Annotated in this window: 18 protein-coding genes and 1 other RNA gene; 12 read left to right on the top strand and 7 right to left on the bottom strand. The window is 65.4% G+C overall.

Annotated elements, in window-relative coordinates; translation table 11 throughout:
- Positions 1-21: 21 nt before the first annotated feature.
- Together RN02_RS15660 and zapE are read left to right on the top strand one after the other, a co-directional pair.
- A complete protein-coding gene (locus RN02_RS15660) occupies positions 22-1,368 on the top strand; it encodes a tryptophan--tRNA ligase (RefSeq protein ID WP_043315210.1) in 1,347 nt (448 codons plus the stop codon).
- A gap of 95 nt (positions 1,369-1,463) precedes the next feature.
- The gene (gene zapE, locus RN02_RS15655) at positions 1,464-2,558 is read left to right on the top strand and encodes a cell division protein ZapE (protein ID WP_043272363.1); all 1,095 of its coding nucleotides are present in this window, start codon (positions 1,464-1,466) and stop codon (positions 2,556-2,558) included.
- A gap of 71 nt (positions 2,559-2,629) precedes the next feature.
- Here zapE and RN02_RS15650 read toward each other — a convergent pair whose 3' ends face one another.
- Positions 2,630-3,589 (bottom strand): hypothetical protein, encoded by a 960-nt coding sequence (locus RN02_RS15650; RefSeq protein WP_043315208.1) that lies wholly within the window; start codon positions 3,587-3,589, stop codon positions 2,630-2,632.
- Positions 3,590-3,679: 90 nt separating this feature from the next.
- Positions 3,680-4,579: a GlxA family transcriptional regulator gene (locus RN02_RS15645; protein ID WP_161788523.1), complete on the bottom strand. Its 900-nt coding sequence runs from the start codon at positions 4,577-4,579 to the stop codon at positions 3,680-3,682.
- A gap of 250 nt (positions 4,580-4,829) precedes the next feature.
- Between RN02_RS15645 and RN02_RS15640 the strand changes: the two genes are divergently transcribed.
- A complete protein-coding gene (locus RN02_RS15640; protein ID WP_009617873.1) occupies positions 4,830-5,966 on the top strand; it encodes an acyl-CoA dehydrogenase family protein in 1,137 nt (378 codons plus the stop codon).
- A gap of 196 nt (positions 5,967-6,162) precedes the next feature.
- On the opposite strand, the gene RN02_RS15635 is transcribed toward RN02_RS15640, so the two are convergent.
- Positions 6,163-7,200, bottom strand: coding sequence for an NADP(H)-dependent aldo-keto reductase (locus RN02_RS15635; RefSeq protein WP_043272366.1), 1,038 nt, complete (start codon positions 7,198-7,200; stop codon positions 6,163-6,165).
- Between the two features lie 244 nt (positions 7,201-7,444).
- Between RN02_RS15635 and rplM the strand changes: the two genes are divergently transcribed.
- From rplM to RN02_RS15600, 7 genes are all read left to right on the top strand, one after another.
- Positions 7,445-7,873, top strand: coding sequence for a 50S ribosomal protein L13 (rplM, locus tag RN02_RS15630; RefSeq protein WP_009617884.1), 429 nt, complete (start codon positions 7,445-7,447; stop codon positions 7,871-7,873).
- 14 nt (positions 7,874-7,887) lie between these two features.
- The gene (gene rpsI, locus RN02_RS15625) at positions 7,888-8,280 is read left to right on the top strand and encodes a 30S ribosomal protein S9 (protein WP_009617885.1); all 393 of its coding nucleotides are present in this window, start codon (positions 7,888-7,890) and stop codon (positions 8,278-8,280) included.
- A 262-nt stretch (positions 8,281-8,542) separates the two neighbouring features.
- Positions 8,543-9,133 carry a ubiquinol-cytochrome c reductase iron-sulfur subunit gene (gene petA, locus RN02_RS15620; RefSeq protein ID WP_043315207.1) on the top strand — a complete coding sequence of 197 codons (591 nt, stop codon included), beginning with the start codon at positions 8,543-8,545 and terminating at the stop codon, positions 9,131-9,133.
- Complete coding sequence (locus tag RN02_RS15615) at positions 9,133-10,344, top strand: cytochrome b (RefSeq protein WP_009617889.1); 1,212 nt, start codon at positions 9,133-9,135, stop codon at positions 10,342-10,344. Before petA ends, RN02_RS15615 begins: the two co-directional genes overlap by 1 nt.
- Positions 10,344-11,126 carry a cytochrome c1 gene (locus RN02_RS15610; RefSeq protein WP_009617891.1) on the top strand — a complete coding sequence of 261 codons (783 nt, stop codon included), beginning with the start codon at positions 10,344-10,346 and terminating at the stop codon, positions 11,124-11,126. The genes RN02_RS15615 and RN02_RS15610 overlap by 1 nt, the downstream gene beginning before the upstream one ends.
- Positions 11,127-11,219: 93 nt before the next feature.
- Positions 11,220-11,837, top strand: coding sequence for a glutathione S-transferase N-terminal domain-containing protein (locus tag RN02_RS15605; protein ID WP_009617896.1), 618 nt, complete (start codon positions 11,220-11,222; stop codon positions 11,835-11,837).
- Positions 11,838-11,848: 11 nt separating this feature from the next.
- Positions 11,849-12,256: a ClpXP protease specificity-enhancing factor gene (locus RN02_RS15600; RefSeq protein WP_043315205.1), complete on the top strand. Its 408-nt coding sequence runs from the start codon at positions 11,849-11,851 to the stop codon at positions 12,254-12,256.
- 1,274 nt (positions 12,257-13,530) lie between these two features.
- Here the strand turns inward: RN02_RS15600 and RN02_RS15595 are convergent.
- From RN02_RS15595 to RN02_RS15580, 4 genes are read right to left on the bottom strand one after another with little or no spacing between them, the layout of a single operon-like run.
- Positions 13,531-14,112, bottom strand: coding sequence for a BON domain-containing protein (locus RN02_RS15595; RefSeq protein WP_009617898.1), 582 nt, complete (start codon positions 14,110-14,112; stop codon positions 13,531-13,533).
- Positions 14,109-14,702 (bottom strand): phosphoheptose isomerase, encoded by a 594-nt coding sequence (locus RN02_RS15590; protein ID WP_009617899.1) that lies wholly within the window; start codon positions 14,700-14,702, stop codon positions 14,109-14,111. The genes RN02_RS15595 and RN02_RS15590 overlap by 4 nt, the downstream gene beginning before the upstream one ends.
- A 28-nt stretch (positions 14,703-14,730) precedes the next feature.
- On the bottom strand, positions 14,731-15,111 hold the full coding sequence (locus RN02_RS15585; protein WP_043315204.1) for a YraN family protein: 381 nt from the start codon (positions 15,109-15,111) through the stop codon (positions 14,731-14,733).
- Complete coding sequence (locus RN02_RS15580; protein ID WP_043315279.1) at positions 15,108-16,922, bottom strand: penicillin-binding protein activator; 1,815 nt, start codon at positions 16,920-16,922, stop codon at positions 15,108-15,110. Before RN02_RS15580 ends, RN02_RS15585 begins: the two co-directional genes overlap by 4 nt.
- A gap of 129 nt (positions 16,923-17,051) precedes the next feature.
- Between RN02_RS15580 and rsmI the strand changes: the two genes are divergently transcribed.
- The gene (gene rsmI, locus RN02_RS15575) at positions 17,052-17,894 is read left to right on the top strand and encodes a 16S rRNA (cytidine(1402)-2'-O)-methyltransferase (RefSeq protein ID WP_043315203.1); all 843 of its coding nucleotides are present in this window, start codon (positions 17,052-17,054) and stop codon (positions 17,892-17,894) included.
- 88 nt (positions 17,895-17,982) lie between these two features.
- Positions 17,983-18,335, top strand: an RNA gene (gene rnpB, locus RN02_RS31695) — RNase P RNA component class A.
- Positions 18,336-18,361 lie beyond the last annotated feature (26 nt).

The raw sequence follows: 18,361 nt of genomic DNA, 5'->3' as shown, positions 1-18,361 counted from the left end.
CGCGCTGATTTCTGGTATCCCATGACGACCCGCATCCTCACCGGCATCACCACCACCGGCACCCCGCACCTGGGCAACTACGCTGGCGCCATCCGCCCGGCGATCGTCGCCAGCCGCGACCCGCAGGCCGACTCGTTCTACTTCCTGGCCGACTACCACGCGCTGATCAAGTGCGACGACCCGCTACGCATCCAGCGCTCGCGCCTGGAGATCGCCGCCACCTGGCTGGCCCTGGGCCTGGATACCGACAAGGCGACCTTCTACCGCCAGTCCGACATTCCCGAAATCCCCGAGCTGACCTGGCTGCTGACCTGCGTCACGGCCAAGGGCCTGCTCAACCGCGCCCACGCCTACAAGGCCTCGGTGGACAAGAACGTCGAGGCCGGGGAAGACCCGGACGCCGGCGTCAGCATGGGCCTGTACAGCTACCCGATCCTGATGGCCGCGGACATCCTGATGTTCAACGCGCACAAGGTGCCGGTCGGCCGCGACCAGATCCAACACGTGGAAATGGCCCGCGACATCGGCCAGCGCTTCAACCACCTGTTCGGCAACGGCAAGGAGCTGTTCACCCTGCCGGAAGTGGTGATCGAGGAAGAAGTGGCGACCCTGCCGGGCCTGGACGGGCGCAAGATGTCCAAGAGCTACGACAACACCATTCCGCTGTTCGGCAGCAGCAAGCAGCTCAAGGACGCCATCGCCCGCATCGTCACCGACTCCCGCGCCCCCGGCGAGCCGAAGGACCCGGACAATTCGCACCTGTTCACCCTCTACCAGGCCTTCGCCACGCCGGCGCAGCTGGCCGAATTCCGCGCCGCGCTGCTCGAAGGCCTGGCCTGGGGCGAGGCCAAGCAGCGCCTCTACGAGCTGCTGGAAGCCGAGCTGGGCGAGGCCCGCGAGCGCTACCACACGCTGATCACCCGCCCGGGCGACCTGGAGGACATCCTCCTGGCCGGCGCCGCCAAGGCCCGCCGCATCGCCACCCCATTCCTCGGCGAGCTGCGCGAAGCAGTTGGTCTGCGCTCCTTCCGCGAGCAGGTGCAGGTGGCCGGCGAGGGCAAGAAGAAGGCCGCCAAGAGCGCGCGCATCGTCAGCTTCCGCGAGGACGACGGCAGCTTCCGCTTCCGCCTGCTGGACGCCGCCGGCGAGCAGCTGCTGCTGTCCAGCGCCTTCGCCGACGGCAAGTCCGCCGGTGCGGTGAGCAAGCGCCTGCAGGGCGGCGAGGCGCTGGACCTGCGCGTCGAAGGCAATGCCTTCGCCCTGTGGCTGGATGGAGCGGCCGTGGCGCAGAGCCCCGAGTTCGCCGACGCAGCCAGCCGCGACGCCGCCATCGAGCGCGTGCGCGAGGCCCTGGCGCCCCAGGAGTAAGCCCGCACACGGCCATCCTCGACGGATGGCCGATTGCCAAGAAGCGGGGCCGTCGCTAAAGTGTCGGCCCCGTTTTCGTTGCCTTGCTACCGATCATGACGCCCCTTCAGCGCTACCAGGAAGACCTCAAACGTCCCGATTTCTTCCACGATGCGGCCCAGGCCAATGCCGTGAAGCACCTGCAGCGTCTATATGACGACCTGCTGGCGGCCGACCAGGCCAAGCCCGGGCTGTTCGGCAAGCTGCTCGGCAAGAAGTCCAACGGGCCGGTCAAGGGCCTGTACTTCTGGGGCGGCGTGGGACGCGGCAAGACCTACCTGGTGGACACCTTCTTCGACGCGCTGCCGTTCAAGCAGAAGATGCGCACGCACTTCCACCGCTTCATGAAGCGCGTGCACGAAGAAATGAAGACCCTCAAGGGCGAGAAGAACCCGCTGACCATCATCGGCAAGCGCTTCGCCGACGAGGCCCGGGTGATCTGCTTCGACGAATTCTTCGTCTCCGACATCACCGACGCCATGATCCTCGCGACCCTGCTGGAGGAACTGTTCAAGAACGGCGTCAGCCTGGTGGCGACCTCCAACATCGTGCCCGACGGCCTGTACCGCGACGGCCTGCAGCGCGCCCGCTTCCTGCCGGCCATCGCCCTGCTCAAGGAGCACACCGAGGTGGTCAACGTCGACAGCGGCGTGGACTACCGCCTGCGCGCCCTGGAACAGGCCGAGCTGTATCACTGGCCGCTCACCGAGCAGGCCGAGCAGGCCATGGCCCGCGACTTCCGCAAGCTCACCCCGGAATGCGCCGCGGCCACCCGCGACGACGTGCTGATGATCGAGAACCGCGAGATCCGCGCGCGCCTGACCTGCGACGACGTGGCCTGGTTCGAGTACCGCGAGCTGTGCGACGGCCCGCGCAGCCAGAACGACTACATCGAGCTGGCGAAGATCTTCCACGCGGTGCTGATCTCCAACGTCGAGCAGATGAACGTGGCCAAGGACGACATGGCCCGCCGCTTCATCAACCTGGTGGACGAGTTCTACGACCGCAACGTCAAGCTGATCATCTCCGCCGAGGTGGAGCTGAAGGACCTGTATACCGGCGGGCGCCTGGAGTTCGAGTTCCAGCGCACCCTGAGCCGCCTGCTGGAGATGCAGTCCCACGAGTTCCTCAGCCGGCCGCATCGGCCTTGATGGGGTCGTGCTGATGCGAAAAGGGCTGCCGGATGGCAGCCCTTTTTCGTTTCTGGCTCTACGAAAAGCGTTCAGCGCTGCGCCGTCTGCGCCTCCGCCTTCTGCAACAACTGCTTCGCATGCGCCACTTCCAGCGCCTCCATGGCATTGATCGGCTTGATCGCCACCGCTTTCCTCAACTGTTCCAGCGCCTTGTCCTGTTCGTCATCGCCATACACGTAGCCCAGCGCGTTGGCATATTCGTAGTGCCCGATGGGCAGGTCGTCGCTGGCGCGGAAGGAACGGGCGAAGTAGGTCTCCATCTTGTCCGCGCTGACGCCGTAGGTCATGCGCCCGACCAGCTTGCCGACCTTGCGGATCACCCCGGCCTCGTAGCCGCCGTACAGCGCCAGGGCGAAGGGCTGGCCGGGCTGCCTGGCGAGGATGGCGTCCAGTTCCCTGGGAATGTCACTGGTGTAGCCGCGCTTGAGCACCACCGGCACCGGCAGTTCCTCGGCGAGCCTGGCCTTGGCGTAGGCGCGGCCGAACTGGGCGATGGGGTCGGCGTTGAGCAGCGGGCCGGCCTGGTCGGTATAGCTGATCACCTCTTCCAGCAACTGCTGCTTGTCCGCCGCCGGGGCGAGGAACATGGCGTAGAGCACCTGGGCGAACATCGCCGGCACCTGGCCGCCGACGCCCAGGGCCAGGCCGTCCTGTTTTGCCTGGGCGAAGTCGCCGCGGAACAGCTTGCGCCAGACGTCCTGCAGCTTCTCGGCATAGGCCTGGGCTTCCTCGGGCTTGCCGCTGAAGCCGCTGCCGGCGGCGACGGTCTTCGCCACCGCGTCCGGGTGGGTGGCGGCCATCGTCGTCACCCAGGCGGCGTCGGGGAAGGGGTAGCCGCCGAAGCCGCGGGTCAGCCGTGGCCAGGCGCTGCGCAGCTTGTCGCCGGAGTAGTCGAAGGCGCTCTGGTCGTAGGGGAAGGGTTTCCAGTCGCCCGCGGCGAAGGTGGGCAGGCAGAAGCAGGCGAGCAGGACGAGCAGTAGGCGGCGCATGAGGGAATCCCGTGTTCTTGTTCTGGAAGGGCAGCCCCGATCATAGGGAGCTGCCCGCAGGCACGGGACCTATCCTATGGATAGCGTGTTTCAGGCCTCTTTCCGCCGGTACTGGTTGCGGTAGTGGTTGGGCGACAGCTTGGTGTGCTGGCGGAACAGCCGGGCGAAGAAGCTGGCGTCGTCGTAACCCACCTCGTAGCTGATGGTCTTGATGCTCTTGCGCGAGGTCGACAGCAGGCTGCGCGCCGTCTCGATGCGCAGGCGCTGCAGGTAGTGCAGCGGCTTGTCGCCGGTGGCGGCCTGGAAGCGGCGCATGAAGTTGCGGATGCTCATGCCGTGCTCGCGGGCCACGTCCTCGAAGCGGAACTTGTCCGCGTAGTGCTCCTCCAGCCACTGCTGGACCTGCAGGATGGCCGGGTCGTGGTGCAGCTTCTGGCCGCCGAAGCCCAGGCGCCCGGGGGTGTAGCTGCGCTGCACCTCGAAGAGGATGTCGCGGGACACGCCCTGGGCCACGCTGGCGCCGCAGAAGCGCTCGATCAGGTACAGGTAGAGGTCGCGGGCCGAGGTCACGCCGCTGGCGGCGTAGAGATTGTCGGCGTCGGTGATGTGCTTCTCGCGGTTGAGCAGCACCTTGGGGTAGCGCGCGGCGAAGTCGTCGAAGAAGCGCCAGTAGGTGGTTGCCTCCTTGCCGTCCAGCAGGCCGGCCTCGGCCAGCCAGAACACCCCGGTGGCCTCGCTGCCGATGGCGCTGCCGGCGGCATGGCGTTCGCGCAGCCAGGGCACCACCTGCGGGTAGCGCGCCAGGAGCTGGTCGAAGTCGCCCCAGAAGGCCGGCAGTATCACCAGGTCGGATTCCTCGAGGGCGCCGTCCACCGCCAGCAGGTCGCCGCTGAAGGCGCGCACCGGCTGGCCGTCGGGGCTGACGATGCGGCTTTGCAGCAGCGGCGTGAGGCCCAGGCCTTCCTGCCTGCCGAAGCGCAGGCTGGCCATGTGCAGGAAGTCCCGCGCCTGCATGAGGGTGGAGGCGAAGACACCGTCGGTCGCCAGGATGCAGACCCTTTTCAGGGAAGATTCGGATTGTTCGGACATCGTTCTTATCATTGTTGTGGAGGGCTGCATTCGACGCCTAACCGGTCAAATGGCGGCTGGATCGTCTTATTTTTTGGCGCAAGTGTCCAGTAGGCGCCGCTCGGCGGGCTGACCTACATTCGGCCCTCCAGCGAGGCGCCAGGAGGCGAGCATGATCCCCAGAACCCTGTTCAGTTCCGACCACGAGCTTTTCCGCGACAGCGTGCGCAAGTTCCTCGAGCAGGAAGCCGTGCCCTTCCATCACCAGTGGGAAAAGGACGGTCACATCGACCGCGCCCTGTGGAACAAGGCGGGGGAGGCGGGGATGCTCTGCTCGCACATCCCCGAGGCCTACGGCGGCATGGCCGCGGACTTCCTCTACAGCGCCGTGGTGATCGAGGAGATCGGCCGTTTCGGCCTGACCGGCATCGGCTTCTCCCTGCACTCGGACATAGTCGCGCCCTACATCCTGCATTACGGCAGCGAGGCGCAGAAGCAGCACTACCTGCCCAAGCTGGTTTCCGGCGAGATGGTCGGCGCCATCGCCATGACCGAGCCGGGCGCCGGCTCCGACCTGCAGGGGGTGAAGACCACCGCGGTGCTGGATGGCGACGAGTACGTGATCAACGGCTCCAAGACCTTCATCACCAACGGCTTCCTCGCCGACCTGGTGATAGTGGTCGCCAAGACCGATCCCAAGGCCGGCGCCAAGGGCACCAGCCTGTTCCTGGTCGAGGCCGGCACCCCGGGATTCGAGAAGGGCAAGCGCCTGGAGAAGGTCGGCATGAAGGCCCAGGACACCTCGGAGCTGTTCTTCCAGGATGTCCGCGTGCCCAAGGAGGCGCTGCTCGGCCAGCCGGGGCAGGGCTTCATCTACCTGATGCAGGAACTGCCCCAGGAGCGCCTGACCGTGGCCCTGGGCGCCCTGGCCTCGGCCGAGGCGGCGCTGAAGTGGACGCTCGACTACACCCGCGACCGCAAGGCCTTCGGCAAGGCCGTGGCGGACTTCCAGAACACCCGCTTCAAGCTGGCCGAGATGGCCACCGAGATCCAGATCGGGCGCACCTTCGTCGACCGCTGCCTGGAGTTGCACCTGGAAGGCAAGCTCGACGTGCCCACCGCGGCCATGGCCAAGTACTGGACCACCGACCTGCAGTGCAAGGTGCTCGACGAGTGCGTGCAGTTGCACGGCGGCTACGGCTTCATGTGGGAATACCCGGTGGCCCGCGCCTGGGCCGATGCGCGGGTGCAGCGCATCTATGCGGGGACCAACGAGATCATGAAGGAAATCATCGCCCGGGCGCTGTAAGCGGCAAGGCCCTCCTGCGAGGTGCAGGAGAAACGCCACCGTAGGATGGGTTGAGCGAAGCGATACCCATCGCCACCACCGCATGGGTTTCGCAGGCTCAACCCATCCTGCGAAGAGCGCAGTCGGCAAGACAGTCGCTCCTACAGGCGGCAGGCTCTTGCCTGCAGCCTATGGCTTGTAGCCTGCCGCCGCTTTTTCAGGGCGCCGGGTTCGGCTGGTCCTTGTGGATCGCCTCGATGCCGGCCAGGACTTCCTCGGAGAGTTGCAGCTGGAAGCTGGCGAGGTTGCTTTCCAGCTGCTCCAGCGAGGTCGCGCCGATGATGTTGCTGGTCACGAACGGCTGGCGGGTGACGAAGGCCAGGGCCATCTGCGCCGGGTCCAGGCCGTGCTCGCGGGCCAGGGCCACGTAGCGGGCGCAGGCGCGCTCGCTCTGCGGGTTGGTGTAGCGGGTGAAGCGGCTGAACAGGGTGATGCGGGCGTTGGCCGGGCGCGCGCCGTTGTCGTACTTGCCCGAGAGCATGCCGAAGGCCAGCGGCGAGTAGGCCAGCAGGCCGCAGCGCTCGCGGATGGCGATTTCCGCCAGGCCCACTTCGAAGCTGCGGTTGAGCAGGTTGTAGGGGTTCTGGATGGAGACCGCGCGCGGCCAGCCGCGCTCCTCGGCCAGCTGCAGGAAGCGCATGGTGCCCCAGGGCGTCTCGTTGGACAGGCCGACGTGGCGGATCTTGCCGGCGCGCACCTGCTCGTCGAGCACTTCCAGGGTTTCCTCCAGCGGGGTGAAGTCCTGTTCCTTGTGCTGGTAGCCGAGCTGGCCGAAGAAGTTGGTGCTGCGCTCGGGCCAGTGCAACTGATAGAGGTCGATCCAGTCGGTCTGCAGGCGCTTCAGGCTGGCGTCCAGGGCCGCGACCAGGTTCTTGCGGTCGTGCTTGAGCTGGCCGTCGCGGATGTGGCTGATGCCGTTGCCGGGGCCGGCCACCTTGCTGGCCAGGATCCAGTCGGCGCGGTCGCCGCGCTGGCGGAACCAGTTGCCGATGATCTGCTCGGTGCGCGAGTAGGTCTCCGCGCGCGGCGGCACCGGGTACATCTCGGCGGTGTCGATGAAGTTGACGCCGGCGGCCTTGGCCAGGTCGATCTGGGCGAAGGCCTGGGCCTCGGTGTTCTGCTCGCCCCAGGTCATGGTTCCCAGGCACAGGGCGCTGACTTTCAGTTCGGTGCGGCCGAGCGGGCGGTACTCCATGGCGTCTCCTCGTGAAATCAAGTGGTTAACAAGGTTGTAAATTCTGCCGGAATCTGCATAATTCGGCAGCCTTTCATCGGTAGGGGATGCCTAGCCTGCCGATTGATACATCTAGTCGTTACGGACGCACACTGACCCGAGCCCCAAATCGTGTCTGTTTCTGGCTGTCCTTGACTTGTCAAGGCAACCACTGTCCAGTAAGATTCGCCGTCTTATTTTCAGGCGGCCCCTGAGGCTATAACGAATGAAAACTTTCACCGCGAAACCAGAAACTGTTAAGCGCGACTGGTTCGTCGTCGACGCTGCTGGCCTGACCCTGGGTCGTCTGGCTACCGAAATCGCTACCCGCCTGCGCGGCAAGCACAAGCCGGAATACACCCCGCACGTTGACACCGGCGACTACATCGTCGTGATCAACGCCGAGCAGGTTCGTGTCACCGGCGCCAAAGCCACCGACAAGATGTACTACCATCACTCGGGCTTCCCGGGCGGTATCAAGTCGATCAACTTCGAGAAGCTGATTGCCAAGGCTCCCGAGCGCGTCATCGAGATCGCGGTCAAAGGCATGCTGCCGAAGAACCCGCTGGGTCGCGACATGTACCGCAAGCTGAAAGTGTACAAGGGTGCCAACCACCCGCACACCGCTCAGCAGCCTCAAGAACTGAAGATTTAACGGGATAGCTCATCATGTCGGCGACTCAAAATTACGGCACTGGCCGTCGTAAGACCGCTACCGCACGCGTATTCCTGCGTCCGGGTACCGGCAATATCTCCATCAACAACCGCAGCCTGGACGTGTTCTTCGGCCGCGAAACCGCTCGCATGGTCGTGCGTCAGCCCCTCGAGCTGACCGAGAACACCGAGAAGTTCGACATCTACGTCACCGTCGTCGGTGGTGGTGTCAGCGGCCAGGCCGGTGCGATCCGTCACGGTATCACCCGCGCCCTGATCGAATACGACGAGACCCTGCGCAGCGCCCTGCGCAAAGCCGGCTACGTCACCCGCGATGCCCGTGAGGTCGAGCGTAAGAAAGTCGGTCTGCGTAAAGCGCGTAAGCGTCCGCAGTACTCCAAGCGTTAATACGACGCTTCGAAAAAAACGCCCAGCGCCGAGAGGACTGGGCGTTTTTTTATGCCTAGGATTAAGGGGGCCGGTAATTTATGCGGCAAGGTGTCGCACGGTCTGGGAGCCGCATGGCGCAAGGGTTCCAGCTTCCTGCTCGGGGGTAATTACCTTGTCAGGTACAGGGCTTTTCTTTACCATTTGGCGAATTTTTCTGCGGCACAACTTTTACTCTAAGGCCCGAGAAGATAACGGGCTAAAGCTGATGGGAGACGACTGAATGAGTAATGACGGCGTGAATGCAGGCCGGCGTCGCTTCCTCGTCGCGGCCACTTCGGTGGTCGGCGCCGCGGGAGCTGTCGGAGCTGCGGTCCCGTTCGTGGGGTCATGGTTCCCCAGTGCCAAGGCCAAGGCGGCCGGCGCGCCGGTGAAGGTGAACGTCGGCAAGATCGAGCCAGGACAGCAGGTCATCGCTGAATGGCGCGGCAAGCCGGTGTTCCTGGTTCACCGAACCAAGGAAATGCTCGATGCCCTGCCGACCCTCGAAAGTCAGCTGGCCGACCCGGAGTCCAAGGCCTCCGACCAGCCGACCTACGTCGATCCCAAGCTGCGCTCCATCAAGCCGGAACTCGCCGTCATCGTTGGTATCTGCACCCACCTGGGCTGCTCGCCGACCTTCCGCCCGGAAGTCGCTCCCGCCGACCTCGGCCCGGACTGGAAGGGTGGCTACTTCTGCCCCTGCCACGGCTCCCACTACGATCTGGCCGGTCGCGTCTACAAGGGCCAGCCCGCGCCCCTGAACCTGCCGATTCCGCCCTATAGCCTCGATGGTGATGTGCTGACCATCGGTGTGGACCAGGAGAAAGCCTGATGAACAAGTTCATGGCTTGGGTCGATGCCCGCTTCCCCGCGACCAAGATGTGGGAAGACCATCTGAGCAAGTATTACGCCCCGAAGAACTTCAACTTCTGGTACTTCTTCGGCTCCCTGGCACTGCTGGTGCTGGTCAACCAGATCCTCACCGGTATCTGGCTGACCATGAGCTTCACGCCGTCCTCGGAAGAAGCCTTCGCCTCCGTGGAATACATCATGCGCGATGTGGACTACGGCTGGATCATCCGCTACATGCACTCCACCGGTGCATCGGCGTTCTTCATCGTGGTCTACCTGCACATGTTCCGCGGCCTGCTCTACGGCTCCTACCAGAAGCCGCGCGAACTGGTCTGGCTGTTCGGCATGCTGATCTACCTCGCCCTGATGGCCGAGGCCTTCATGGGCTATCTGCTGCCCTGGGGCCAGATGTCCTACTGGGGCGCCCAGGTGATCATCTCGCTGTTCGGCGCCATCCCGGTGGTGGGCGAGGCGCTGGCGCAGTGGATCCGCGGTGACTTCCTGATCTCCGGCATCACCCTGAACCGCTTCTTCGCCCTGCACGTGATCGCTCTGCCGATCGTTCTGCTCGGCCTGGTCGTGCTGCACATCCTGGCGCTGCACGAAGTCGGCTCGAACAACCCCGACGGCGTGGACATCAAGAAGAAGAAGGACGAGAACGGCATCCCGCTGGACGGCATCCCGTTCCACCCGTACTACACCGTCAAGGACATCCTCGGCGTGGTGGTCTTCCTGTTCGTGTTCTGCACCGTGATCTTCTTCTTCCCGGAAATGGGCGGGTTCTTCCTCGAGAAGCCCAACTTCGAGATGGCGAACCAGTTCAAGACCCCCGAGCACATCGCCCCGGTGTGGTACTTCACCCCGTTCTACGCGATCCTGCGCGCGGTTCCGGACAAGCTGATGGGCGTCATCGCCATGGGCGCCGCCATCGCCGTGCTGTTCGTCTTGCCGTGGCTCGACCGTAGCCCGGTGCGCTCGATCCGCTACAAGGGCTGGCTGAGCAAGATCTGGCTGGTGATCTTCGCGGTGTCCTTCGTGATCCTCGGCTACTACGGCTCGCAAGCGCCGTCGCCGCTGGGCACCACGCTGTCGCGTCTGTGCACCATCCTGTATTTCGCGTTCTTCATCCTGATGCCGTTCTACACCCGGATGGAGAAAACCAAACCGGTTCCGGAAAGGGTGACTGGCTGATGAAAAAGCAATTCGCAGCATTGATTCTGGCCCTGGTGCCCCTCTTCGGCTTCGCCGCCGAGGGCCATGGACCGGCCCTCGATCACGTCGACATCGACCTGACCGACAAAGCAGCCATGCAGGACGGCGCGCGTACCTTCGCCAACTACTGCATGGGTTGCCACAGCGCCAAGTTCCAGCGCTACGAGCGCGTTGGCCGTGACCTCGGGATTCCCGAGGAGCTGATGCTCAGCCACCTGGTGTTCACCGGGGCGAAGATCGGCGACCACATGGACATCGGCATGAAGCCGGCCGACGCCAAGGTCTGGTTCGGCGCCGCGCCGCCGGACCTGACCCTGGTGGCCCGCGTGCGTGGCACCGACTGGCTGTACACCTACCTGCGCTCCTTCTACGAGGATCCCAAGCGCCCGTGGGGGGTGAACAACAAGGTGTTCCCCAACGTCGGCATGCCCAACGTGCTGGGTAGCGTGCAAGGCCGCCAGGTTATCGGTTGCAAGCAGATTCAGGTCGTGGAAAATGGCAAGAAGCAGTTCGATCCGCTGACCGGTACGCCGCTGACCCACGAGGCCTGCGACCAGCTCACCGTGGTGCCGAAGACCGGCCAGCTGACCGAAGCGCAGTTCGACGAGAAGGTGAAGAACCTGGTGACCTTCCTGGCTTACTCGGCTGACCCGAACAAGCTGGATTCCCACCGCATCGGCACCTACGTCCTGCTGTACCTGGCCTTCTTCTTCGTGTTCGCCTACCTGCTCAAGCGCGAATACTGGAAGGACGTGCACTAAGCACAAGCCAGTTCCAAGCGTTGAAGCGCGCGCGCCCCACGGGGCGCGCGCGTCTTTTTAGCTCCCTGAAATGCTGTTGCGAGGAGGCCCGGCATGGCCGCAGTCAATAAGCTCACCTGTTACTCCGACCCTGCCGATCACTACTGCCATCGTGTGCGTCTGGTCCTGGCGGAAAAGAACGTCCAGGCCGACATCGTCGAGGTCCAGGCCGGGCGCTGCCCGCCGAAGCTGGCCGAGGTGAACCCCTACGCCAGCGTGCCGACCCTGGTCGACCGCGACCTCGTGCTCTACGAGTCGACGGTGATCATGGAGTACCTGGAGGAGCGCTATCCGCACCCACCACTGATGCCGGTGTACCCGGTGGCGCGGGCCAACACCCGCCTGCTGGTGCATCGCATCCAGCGCGACTGGTGCGCCCTGGTCGACCGCATCCTCGACGATCGTCAGAAGGATGGCGATCGCGCCTTGGCGCGCAAGGAGTTGCGTGAGAGTCTAACGGGTGTGTCGCCGCTGTTCGCCGAGAAGCCTTTCTTCCTCAGCGAGGAGTTGAGCCTGGTCGACTGCTGCCTGCTGCCGATCCTCTGGCGCCTGCCGCTGCTCGGCATCGAGCTGCCGCGCCAGGCCAAGCCGTTGCTCGACTACATGGAGCGGCAGTTCGCCCGCGACAGCTTCCAGGCTAGTCTGTCCTCCATCGAACGTGATATGCGCTAAGGAAACCGATGATGAATTCCAGTCGACCCTACCTCGTACGAGCCCTCTATGAGTGGATCGTCGACAACGGCTGTACGCCGCATATCCTGGTGAACGCCGAATATCCAGGGGTCAGGGTGCCGCCGGGATATGCCAGCGATGGCCAGATCGTCCTCAATGTGTCGCCCACGGCGGTGCGCCACCTGCAGATGGACAACGAGGCGGTGAGTTTCGAGGGGCGCTTCGGCGGCGTGGCGCAGAGCCTGTACATCCCGTCCCAGGCTGTGATGGCGGTCTACGCGCGGGAAAACGGCCAGGGCATGGTCTTCGACCTGGAGCCGCCGGTGCCGGCGGACGACGAGGAACTGCAGGACGACGACGGCCCCAGCGACGAGCCGCCACGGCCCAGCGGGCGGCCCAGCCTGAAAGTGGTCAAGTAGGAAAAAAGGCGATCCGAGGATCGCCTTTTTCATGCCCGCGCGGTCGCGATGGTTCGCCGCCAGGTGGCATTTCTCCGGTGTGCCAACGTCTACGGGTTATCCGCCGAATTGCGGACAGAGTCCGGGCAAACACAACGCCCCGTAGGATGGTGTTGAGCGAAGCGATACCCATCGCCACGACCGCATGGGTTTCGCCCAGGCTCAACCCACCCGTTGAGGCGCACCTCGGCGCGGCCTGCAGGACAGTTGCTCCTACGGTTCCAGGGAAGCACGGGTGTAGGAGCGGACTCCGCCCGCGATTGGTTTCGCCGGCCACGCCGGACACCTCGGCGGCACGGCCAACGGCGGATAACCGCGAACGGTTATTCGCCCTACGTTCCTGCCAAGGAAAAAGCCCCGCATGGCGGTAATGCTGTTCACTTAAGAAGGGATGCCGTTTCTCTGCCTGGGGGAAACGGTATTTTTCATTTGGGGTTATGGCTTGGCTCGCGAAGCTTGCCCCACTCCGGCCTTAACCTCGTCATTGCCGCGAACAATACTGAAGGGGAATAACCCAGTTGCCTTGGCTTGGGTGTTTCTGCGCCGCACCGAGTCTGCCCGACCGTCTTGTTTCGCCCCCTCGGGCGAGTCCCTTTTGTCAAACGGTGGAAGGCCACCCCCGCAAAAAGGAACCAAAAAGGCTTGCCCCGACATACGGGCCCGACACAGTCGGGCTACCCTCGCGAATTCCCCCGCCACGGAGGCCCGAACTAGGCGTCCCCCCCGAGCGTACGTCCCTGTAGCCCATCGGGGCTCTCGCGACATCCATGTCGCATGACCTCCTGAGCGCGGGTTTCGCTCGGCCTTCTGAAGGGGCGTTCCGGTGCGCTCGGGTATTTCTCTGGAAGTCCAAAAGCCAGAGCGAATGCGCTTTGGCTTTTCGTAGGAGCGAGCTTGCTCGCGAACCCAGGGTTCGCGTTCGCGGGAATGACGGGGTGGGGTTAGGCGTTTCAGGAAGACTCCGAGCTCTCCAGCCACTCAGGACAGCCCCCTCTCCCTTCAGGGAGAGGGCTGGGGAGAGGGTGCTCTTGAGTCCAGCACCTACGCGACCGACAAACCCCGTTCGCGAGCAAGCTCGCTCCTACAGGGAAGACGCCATGCCTTCCGCTGGACTGTAGATGCCCCGGTGGCACGGCCGACGGCGGATAACCGCGAACGGTTATGCGCCCTACAGCGGTCGCGGTAGCAAGAAAAAAGCCCCGCGTGGCGGGGCTTTTTCAACTGGCTGAAGTCGCTCAGTCGATGTACTCGAACAGCCGCACGATCTTCTGTACGCCATTGACGTTCTGCACCACCTGGGTGGCCAGGTCGCCTTCGCGGCGGGTCACCAGACCCAGCATGTAGACGATGCCGTTCTCGGTGACGACCTTGATGCGCGAGGACGGTACGTTGGCGTCGGTGAGCATCTGCGTCTTGATCTTGGTGGTCAGCCAGGTGTCGTTGTTGCGCGCCAGCAGCGAGGAGGGCTGCAGGACCTGCAGCTCGTTGTGCACGGTCTTGACCTTCTGCACGTTGCGCGCGGCCTGCTCGGCCTTGTTCTTCAGGTCGGCGCGCGGCGTCTGGCCGGCCAGCAGGACCACGCCGTTGTAGCTGATGACCACGATGTGCGAGTTGCGGTCCAGGTCCGGATCGGCCTTGGCGACGTTGACCGCGACCTTGGTCTCGATCAGCGAGTCGTCGATGGTGCTGCCGATGGTGCGGGTGCCGCGGTTGTCGTCGATGGGCTCCTCGCGGGTGGCGCTGAGGAAGCTGCTGCAGCCGCCCATGACCAGGGTCAGGGCAAGGAGGCCGGCGAGGGTCAGCGGACTACGACTCATTCTTCACTCCCGAACAGTTGACGATCGATGAGGTCGCACAGGCAGTGGATCACCAGCAGGTGCACTTCCTGGATGCGTGCGGTCACCTTGGCCGGCACGCGGATTTCGACGTCCTCCGGCAGCAGCAGCGAGGCCATGCCGCCGCCGTCGCGGCCGGTCAGGGCCACCACCACCATCTCGCGGTCGTGGGCGGCCTGGATGGCCTGGATGACGTTGGCCGAGTTGCCGCTGGTGGAAATCGCCAGCAGCACGTCGCCGGGCTGGCCGAGGGCGCGGATCTGCTTGGAGAACACCTCGTTGTAGCTGTAGTCGTTGGCGATCGAGGTGATGGTCGAGCTGTCGGTGGTCAGGGCCACTGCGGGCAGGCTCGGGCGCTCGCGCTCGAAGCGGTTGAGCAGTTCCGAGGAGAAATGCTGGGCGTCGCCCGCCGAGCCGCCGTTGCCGCAACTGAGGATCTTGCCTTCGTTGAGCAGGGCATTGACCATCACCATGCTGGCCTGTTCGATATGCGGAATCAGCACTTCCGTGGCCTGCTGCTTGGTCTCGATGCTGGCATGGAAGAGCTGGCGGATACGGGATTGCATGTCCATCAGGTGTGACCTTTCGTCGAGCGTCTGATCAGGTGTCAAAGGCGTTGGTGATCCAGTTCAGTTGAGCGGGTGGGGTTCCCGCGGAGGGCTGCACCGCTATTACGTCGAACCGGCAAGGGTGCCGGGACCAGCGGGCTTCCTGTTGCAGAAAATGTTCGGCGGCGGCGATCAGCCGTTGGCGCTTGTGCGCGTCCACGCTTTCCAGGGCGCCGCCCCAGGCCTGGTGCCGGCGGCAGCGAACTTCGACGAATACTACTGTATCGCCGTCCAGCATGACCAGATCGAGCTCGCCGCGGCGGCACCGCCAGTTCTGCGCCAGCAGGCGCAGGCCATGGCGCTGCAGATGCTCGCGGGCGAGCTGCTCGGCGCGGCGCCCGAGTTCCTGCGAGTCGCCGCGCCGTCCGCTCAAAGGCCGCCGTTCTCCAGCGGCTGCGCCTGGCCATTGCGGAATTCCGCCCAGGGCAGCTGGCGCTGGATGCGCTGGTTGGGCGCCAGGCTCAGGTTGCCGGTGAAGCCGTCGAGCTGCATGCTCGGCAGGGCCTTGAGTTCCGGCAGGCGCGGCGCCAGGCGATAGGCGTCGGCGCCCATGGCGTAGAGCCGGCCGAGGCTGCTGGCGGCCTGCGGCCACTGGGCCACGACCTGCTGGCGCAGCGGGTTGCCGGTCTGCAGCAGCCAGGGCGTCTCGCAGAAACGGATGCCGTTGAGGTCCTGGTCCTGCGCCGGGTTGTTCTGCCCGGTGTAGAGGTTGGAGGTGGCGTAGACCGGCAGGTCGCCGGCGTACTGGAAGGCCAGGGTCGGCTTGATCTGGCGCGCCTGCTGCGGGGTCGAGGCGAGGAAGATGAAGTCGATGTCCTGGCGCCGCGAGGGCTGGGTGTCGACGTTGCTGTCGAGCACGCCCTGCAGGCGCTTGGCGCGGCCTTCGCTCTGGCGCAGCTGGAGCAGGTCGGCGATCTGCTGGGCCAGCTCCACCGGCTGGTCGACGTGCTCGGCGGCGATCAGGGTGCCGCCGCGGGCCTGCCAGTCACGGCTGAAGGCGGCCAGCACGCGGTCGCCCCAGTCGCCGCGCGGCACCAGCGCCACGGCGCGGCGCATGCCGTCGTCCCAGGCCTTGCGGGCCACTTCGCGGGCCTCGTCCTCGGCCGACAGGCCGAACTGGAACAGCTGGGCCGGGCCGGTCTGGGCGCTGTCGGTGTAGTTCAGCGCCAGGGTGGTGATGGGCAGCTGCGGGCGGTCGCCGAGCTGCTTGACCAGCGGCTTCTCCAGCGGGCCGACCACCAGTTGCACGCCGTCGGCCTGGGCCTGGCGGTAGAAGTCGTCCAGCGAGCGCACCTGGCTGCTGTCGTAGAGCTGGATGGTCGGTTGCTGGCTGCCGCTCTGCTGGGCCTGGTAGTAGGCGGCCATGAAGCCGTCCTGCAGGGCTCGGGCGACGCCGGCCAACTGGCCCTGCTGGGGCAGCAGCAGGCCGATCTTGTTCAGCGGCTGGGCGGCCAGCGACTTGAGCTTCTCCAGGGCGTCCGGCAGTTGCTTGGCCGCCGGGTGCTGCGGGTTCTGCTGGCGCCAGGTGTCGATGTTGGCCTGCTGCTCCTGCAGGGTCGAGGCGCTCTTCACCACGCGGGCCAGCTCCATCCAGCCGTTCAGGTCGCCTTCGTTGGCCACGGGTTGCAGCTGCTCCACCGGCAGGCTGGAGACCAGGCCCCAGATGGCCTCGTGGTTGGCCTTGCTGGCCTCGGCGTTGAGCAGCGGGTCGACGAACACGCGTTCGCGGGCGGCGGCCAGGGTCTGGCCGTCGGCGGCCAGGGCCTGGGCCTTGACCAGGCCGCTGCGCGCCTGCTGTTCCACCGGCAGTTCGCCCAGGTGGGTGAAGCTGGGGTGATCGAAGGCCTTGAGGGCGGCCTTGGGCTTGTTGCGGGCCAGGGCGATCTGCGCGTCCAGGGTGCTGGCGAAGATCTGCTGCGCCGGCTTCAGGCTATCCATCGGGATCTGTTCGAGGATCTGCGCGGCGCGGCCGACGTCCTTCTGCTGGTAGGCCAGGTCGGCGGCCGACAGCTTCAGCAGCACGGCTTCCTCGGGCTTGGCGGTGGCGGCCTGCTGCAGCAGTTGCTCGATGCTGGCGTTCGGGGTGCGCGGCAGTTCGCCGAGGTTGGAAGAGGGCGAACTGGCGCAGGCGGCCAACAGGGTGGCCAGGCACAGGGCGGAAAGCGGACGCAGTCGAGCGATCATCATCGGGCTTCTCGTGGCGCATTCAAAAAGAGTCGGCAATTGTACCCAAGGCGGCTGGCCGAGGCGATGGCGGGTGCCGGAAACGGGATACAATGGGGAATTTTCCGGTTCGGCTTTAAGGAGTGCTGCGTGTCCCTCGGTACCTTGTATGTGGTGGCTACGCCCATCGGCAACCTCGACGACATCAGCGCCCGCGCCCAGCGCACCCTGCGCGAGGTGGCCCTCATCGCCGCCGAGGACACCCGCCATTCGATCCGCCTGCTGCAGCACTTCGGCATCGAGACGCCGCTGGCCGCCTGCCACGAGCACAACGAGCGCGAGCAGGGTGGGCGCTTCATCACCCGCCTGCTGGCGGGGGAAGACGTGGCGCTGGTCTCCGACGCCGGCACGCCGCTGATTTCCGATCCCGGCTACCATCTGGTGCGCCAGGCGCGCGCCGCGGGTATCCGGGTGGTCCCGGTGCCGGGGGCCTGCGCGCTGATCGCCGGGTTGTCGGCTGCGGGCCTGCCGTCGGACCGCTTCGTCTTCGAAGGGTTCCTGCCGGCGAAGACCGCCGGGCGCAAGGCGCGCCTGGAGGCGCTGCGCGAGGAGCCGCGCACGCTGATCTTCTACGAGGCGCCGCACCGCATCCTGGAGTGCATCCAGGACATGGTCGAGGTGTTCGGCGAGGCGCGCCAGGCGGTGCTGGCCCGCGAGCTGACCAAGACCTTCGAGACACTCAAGGGCCTGCCCCTGGGCGAACTGCGCGACTGGGTGGCGGCGGACGCCAACCAGCAGCGTGGCGAGTGCGTGCTGCTGCTGGCCGGCTGGGAGGCGCCTGAGGAAGAGGGCATCGACGCCGAATCGCTGCGGGTGCTCGACCTGCTGCTGGCGGAGCTGCCGGTCAAGCGCGCGGCGGCGCTGGCGGCGGAGATCACCGGGGTGCGCAAGAACCTGCTGTACCAGGCGGCGCTGGAGCGCAAGGCGGACTGAAGCGTCGGTTCGCGATTTTAAGACCTTCGTACCAGGCTGGCGGATTGCCCTTGCGGCTGGCCGCCGCTGTCGCTAACCTTGGCGGCGGAGAGTCGATTGGACAGTCGCTGCTTCGTGGTTCGCCACGGGGGGGAGGAAAGTCCGGGCTCCATAGGGCAGAGTGCCAGGTAACGCCTGGGAGGCGCGAGCCTACGGAAAGTGCCACAGAAAATAACCGCCTAAGCGCTACAGCGCCGGTAAGGGTGAAAAGGTGCGGTAAGAGCGCACCGCACGGCTGGCAACAGTGCGTGGCTAGGTAAACCCCACTCGGAGCAAGACCAAATAGGAATCCGTTGCGTGGCCCGCGCTGGATTCGGGTAGGTCGCTTGAGGCGTTCAGTGATGGATGTCCCAGAGGAATGGCTGTCCTCGACAGAACCCGGCTTACAGATCGACTCTCTCCTCTTTTCCCACTTCTTCCCACAACGA

It is taken from the genome of Pseudomonas sp. PI1 (assembly GCF_000812405.1).
GTDB lineage: Bacteria > Pseudomonadota > Gammaproteobacteria > Pseudomonadales > Pseudomonadaceae > Pseudomonas > Pseudomonas citronellolis.
Note: the sequence above shows the minus strand (reverse complement) of the source record. Positions and strands in the feature narration are given on the sequence as shown.

Bases quoted from the DNA above. Each gene is read 5' to 3' on its own strand.
- RN02_RS15650 (WP_043315208.1), bottom strand. From the start codon at position 3,589: ATGCGCCGCCTACTGCTCGTCCTGCTCGCCTGCTTCTGCCTGCCCACC.
- RN02_RS15660 (WP_043315210.1), top strand. From the start codon at position 22: ATGACGACCCGCATCCTCACCGGCATCACCACCACCGGCACCCCGCAC.
- RN02_RS15635 (WP_043272366.1), bottom strand. From the start codon at position 7,200: ATGGAGTACCGCCCGCTCGGCCGCACCGAACTGAAAGTCAGCGCCCTG.
- rplM (WP_009617884.1), top strand. From the start codon at position 7,445: ATGAAAACTTTCACCGCGAAACCAGAAACTGTTAAGCGCGACTGGTTC.
- RN02_RS15640 (WP_009617873.1), top strand. From the start codon at position 4,830: ATGATCCCCAGAACCCTGTTCAGTTCCGACCACGAGCTTTTCCGCGAC.
- RN02_RS15610 (WP_009617891.1), top strand. From the start codon at position 10,344: ATGAAAAAGCAATTCGCAGCATTGATTCTGGCCCTGGTGCCCCTCTTC.
- RN02_RS15605 (WP_009617896.1), top strand. From the start codon at position 11,220: ATGGCCGCAGTCAATAAGCTCACCTGTTACTCCGACCCTGCCGATCAC.
- RN02_RS15595 (WP_009617898.1), bottom strand. From the start codon at position 14,112: ATGAGTCGTAGTCCGCTGACCCTCGCCGGCCTCCTTGCCCTGACCCTG.
- RN02_RS15615 (WP_009617889.1), top strand. From the start codon at position 9,133: ATGAACAAGTTCATGGCTTGGGTCGATGCCCGCTTCCCCGCGACCAAG.
- RN02_RS15590 (WP_009617899.1), bottom strand. From the start codon at position 14,702: ATGGACATGCAATCCCGTATCCGCCAGCTCTTCCATGCCAGCATCGAG.
- petA (WP_043315207.1), top strand. From the start codon at position 8,543: ATGAGTAATGACGGCGTGAATGCAGGCCGGCGTCGCTTCCTCGTCGCG.
- RN02_RS15580 (WP_043315279.1), bottom strand. From the start codon at position 16,922: ATGATCGCTCGACTGCGTCCGCTTTCCGCCCTGTGCCTGGCCACCCTG.
- RN02_RS15600 (WP_043315205.1), top strand. From the start codon at position 11,849: ATGAATTCCAGTCGACCCTACCTCGTACGAGCCCTCTATGAGTGGATC.
- zapE (WP_043272363.1), top strand. From the start codon at position 1,464: ATGACGCCCCTTCAGCGCTACCAGGAAGACCTCAAACGTCCCGATTTC.
- rpsI (WP_009617885.1), top strand. From the start codon at position 7,888: ATGTCGGCGACTCAAAATTACGGCACTGGCCGTCGTAAGACCGCTACC.
- RN02_RS15645 (WP_161788523.1), bottom strand. From the start codon at position 4,579: ATGGCCAGCCTGCGCTTCGGCAGGCAGGAAGGCCTGGGCCTCACGCCG.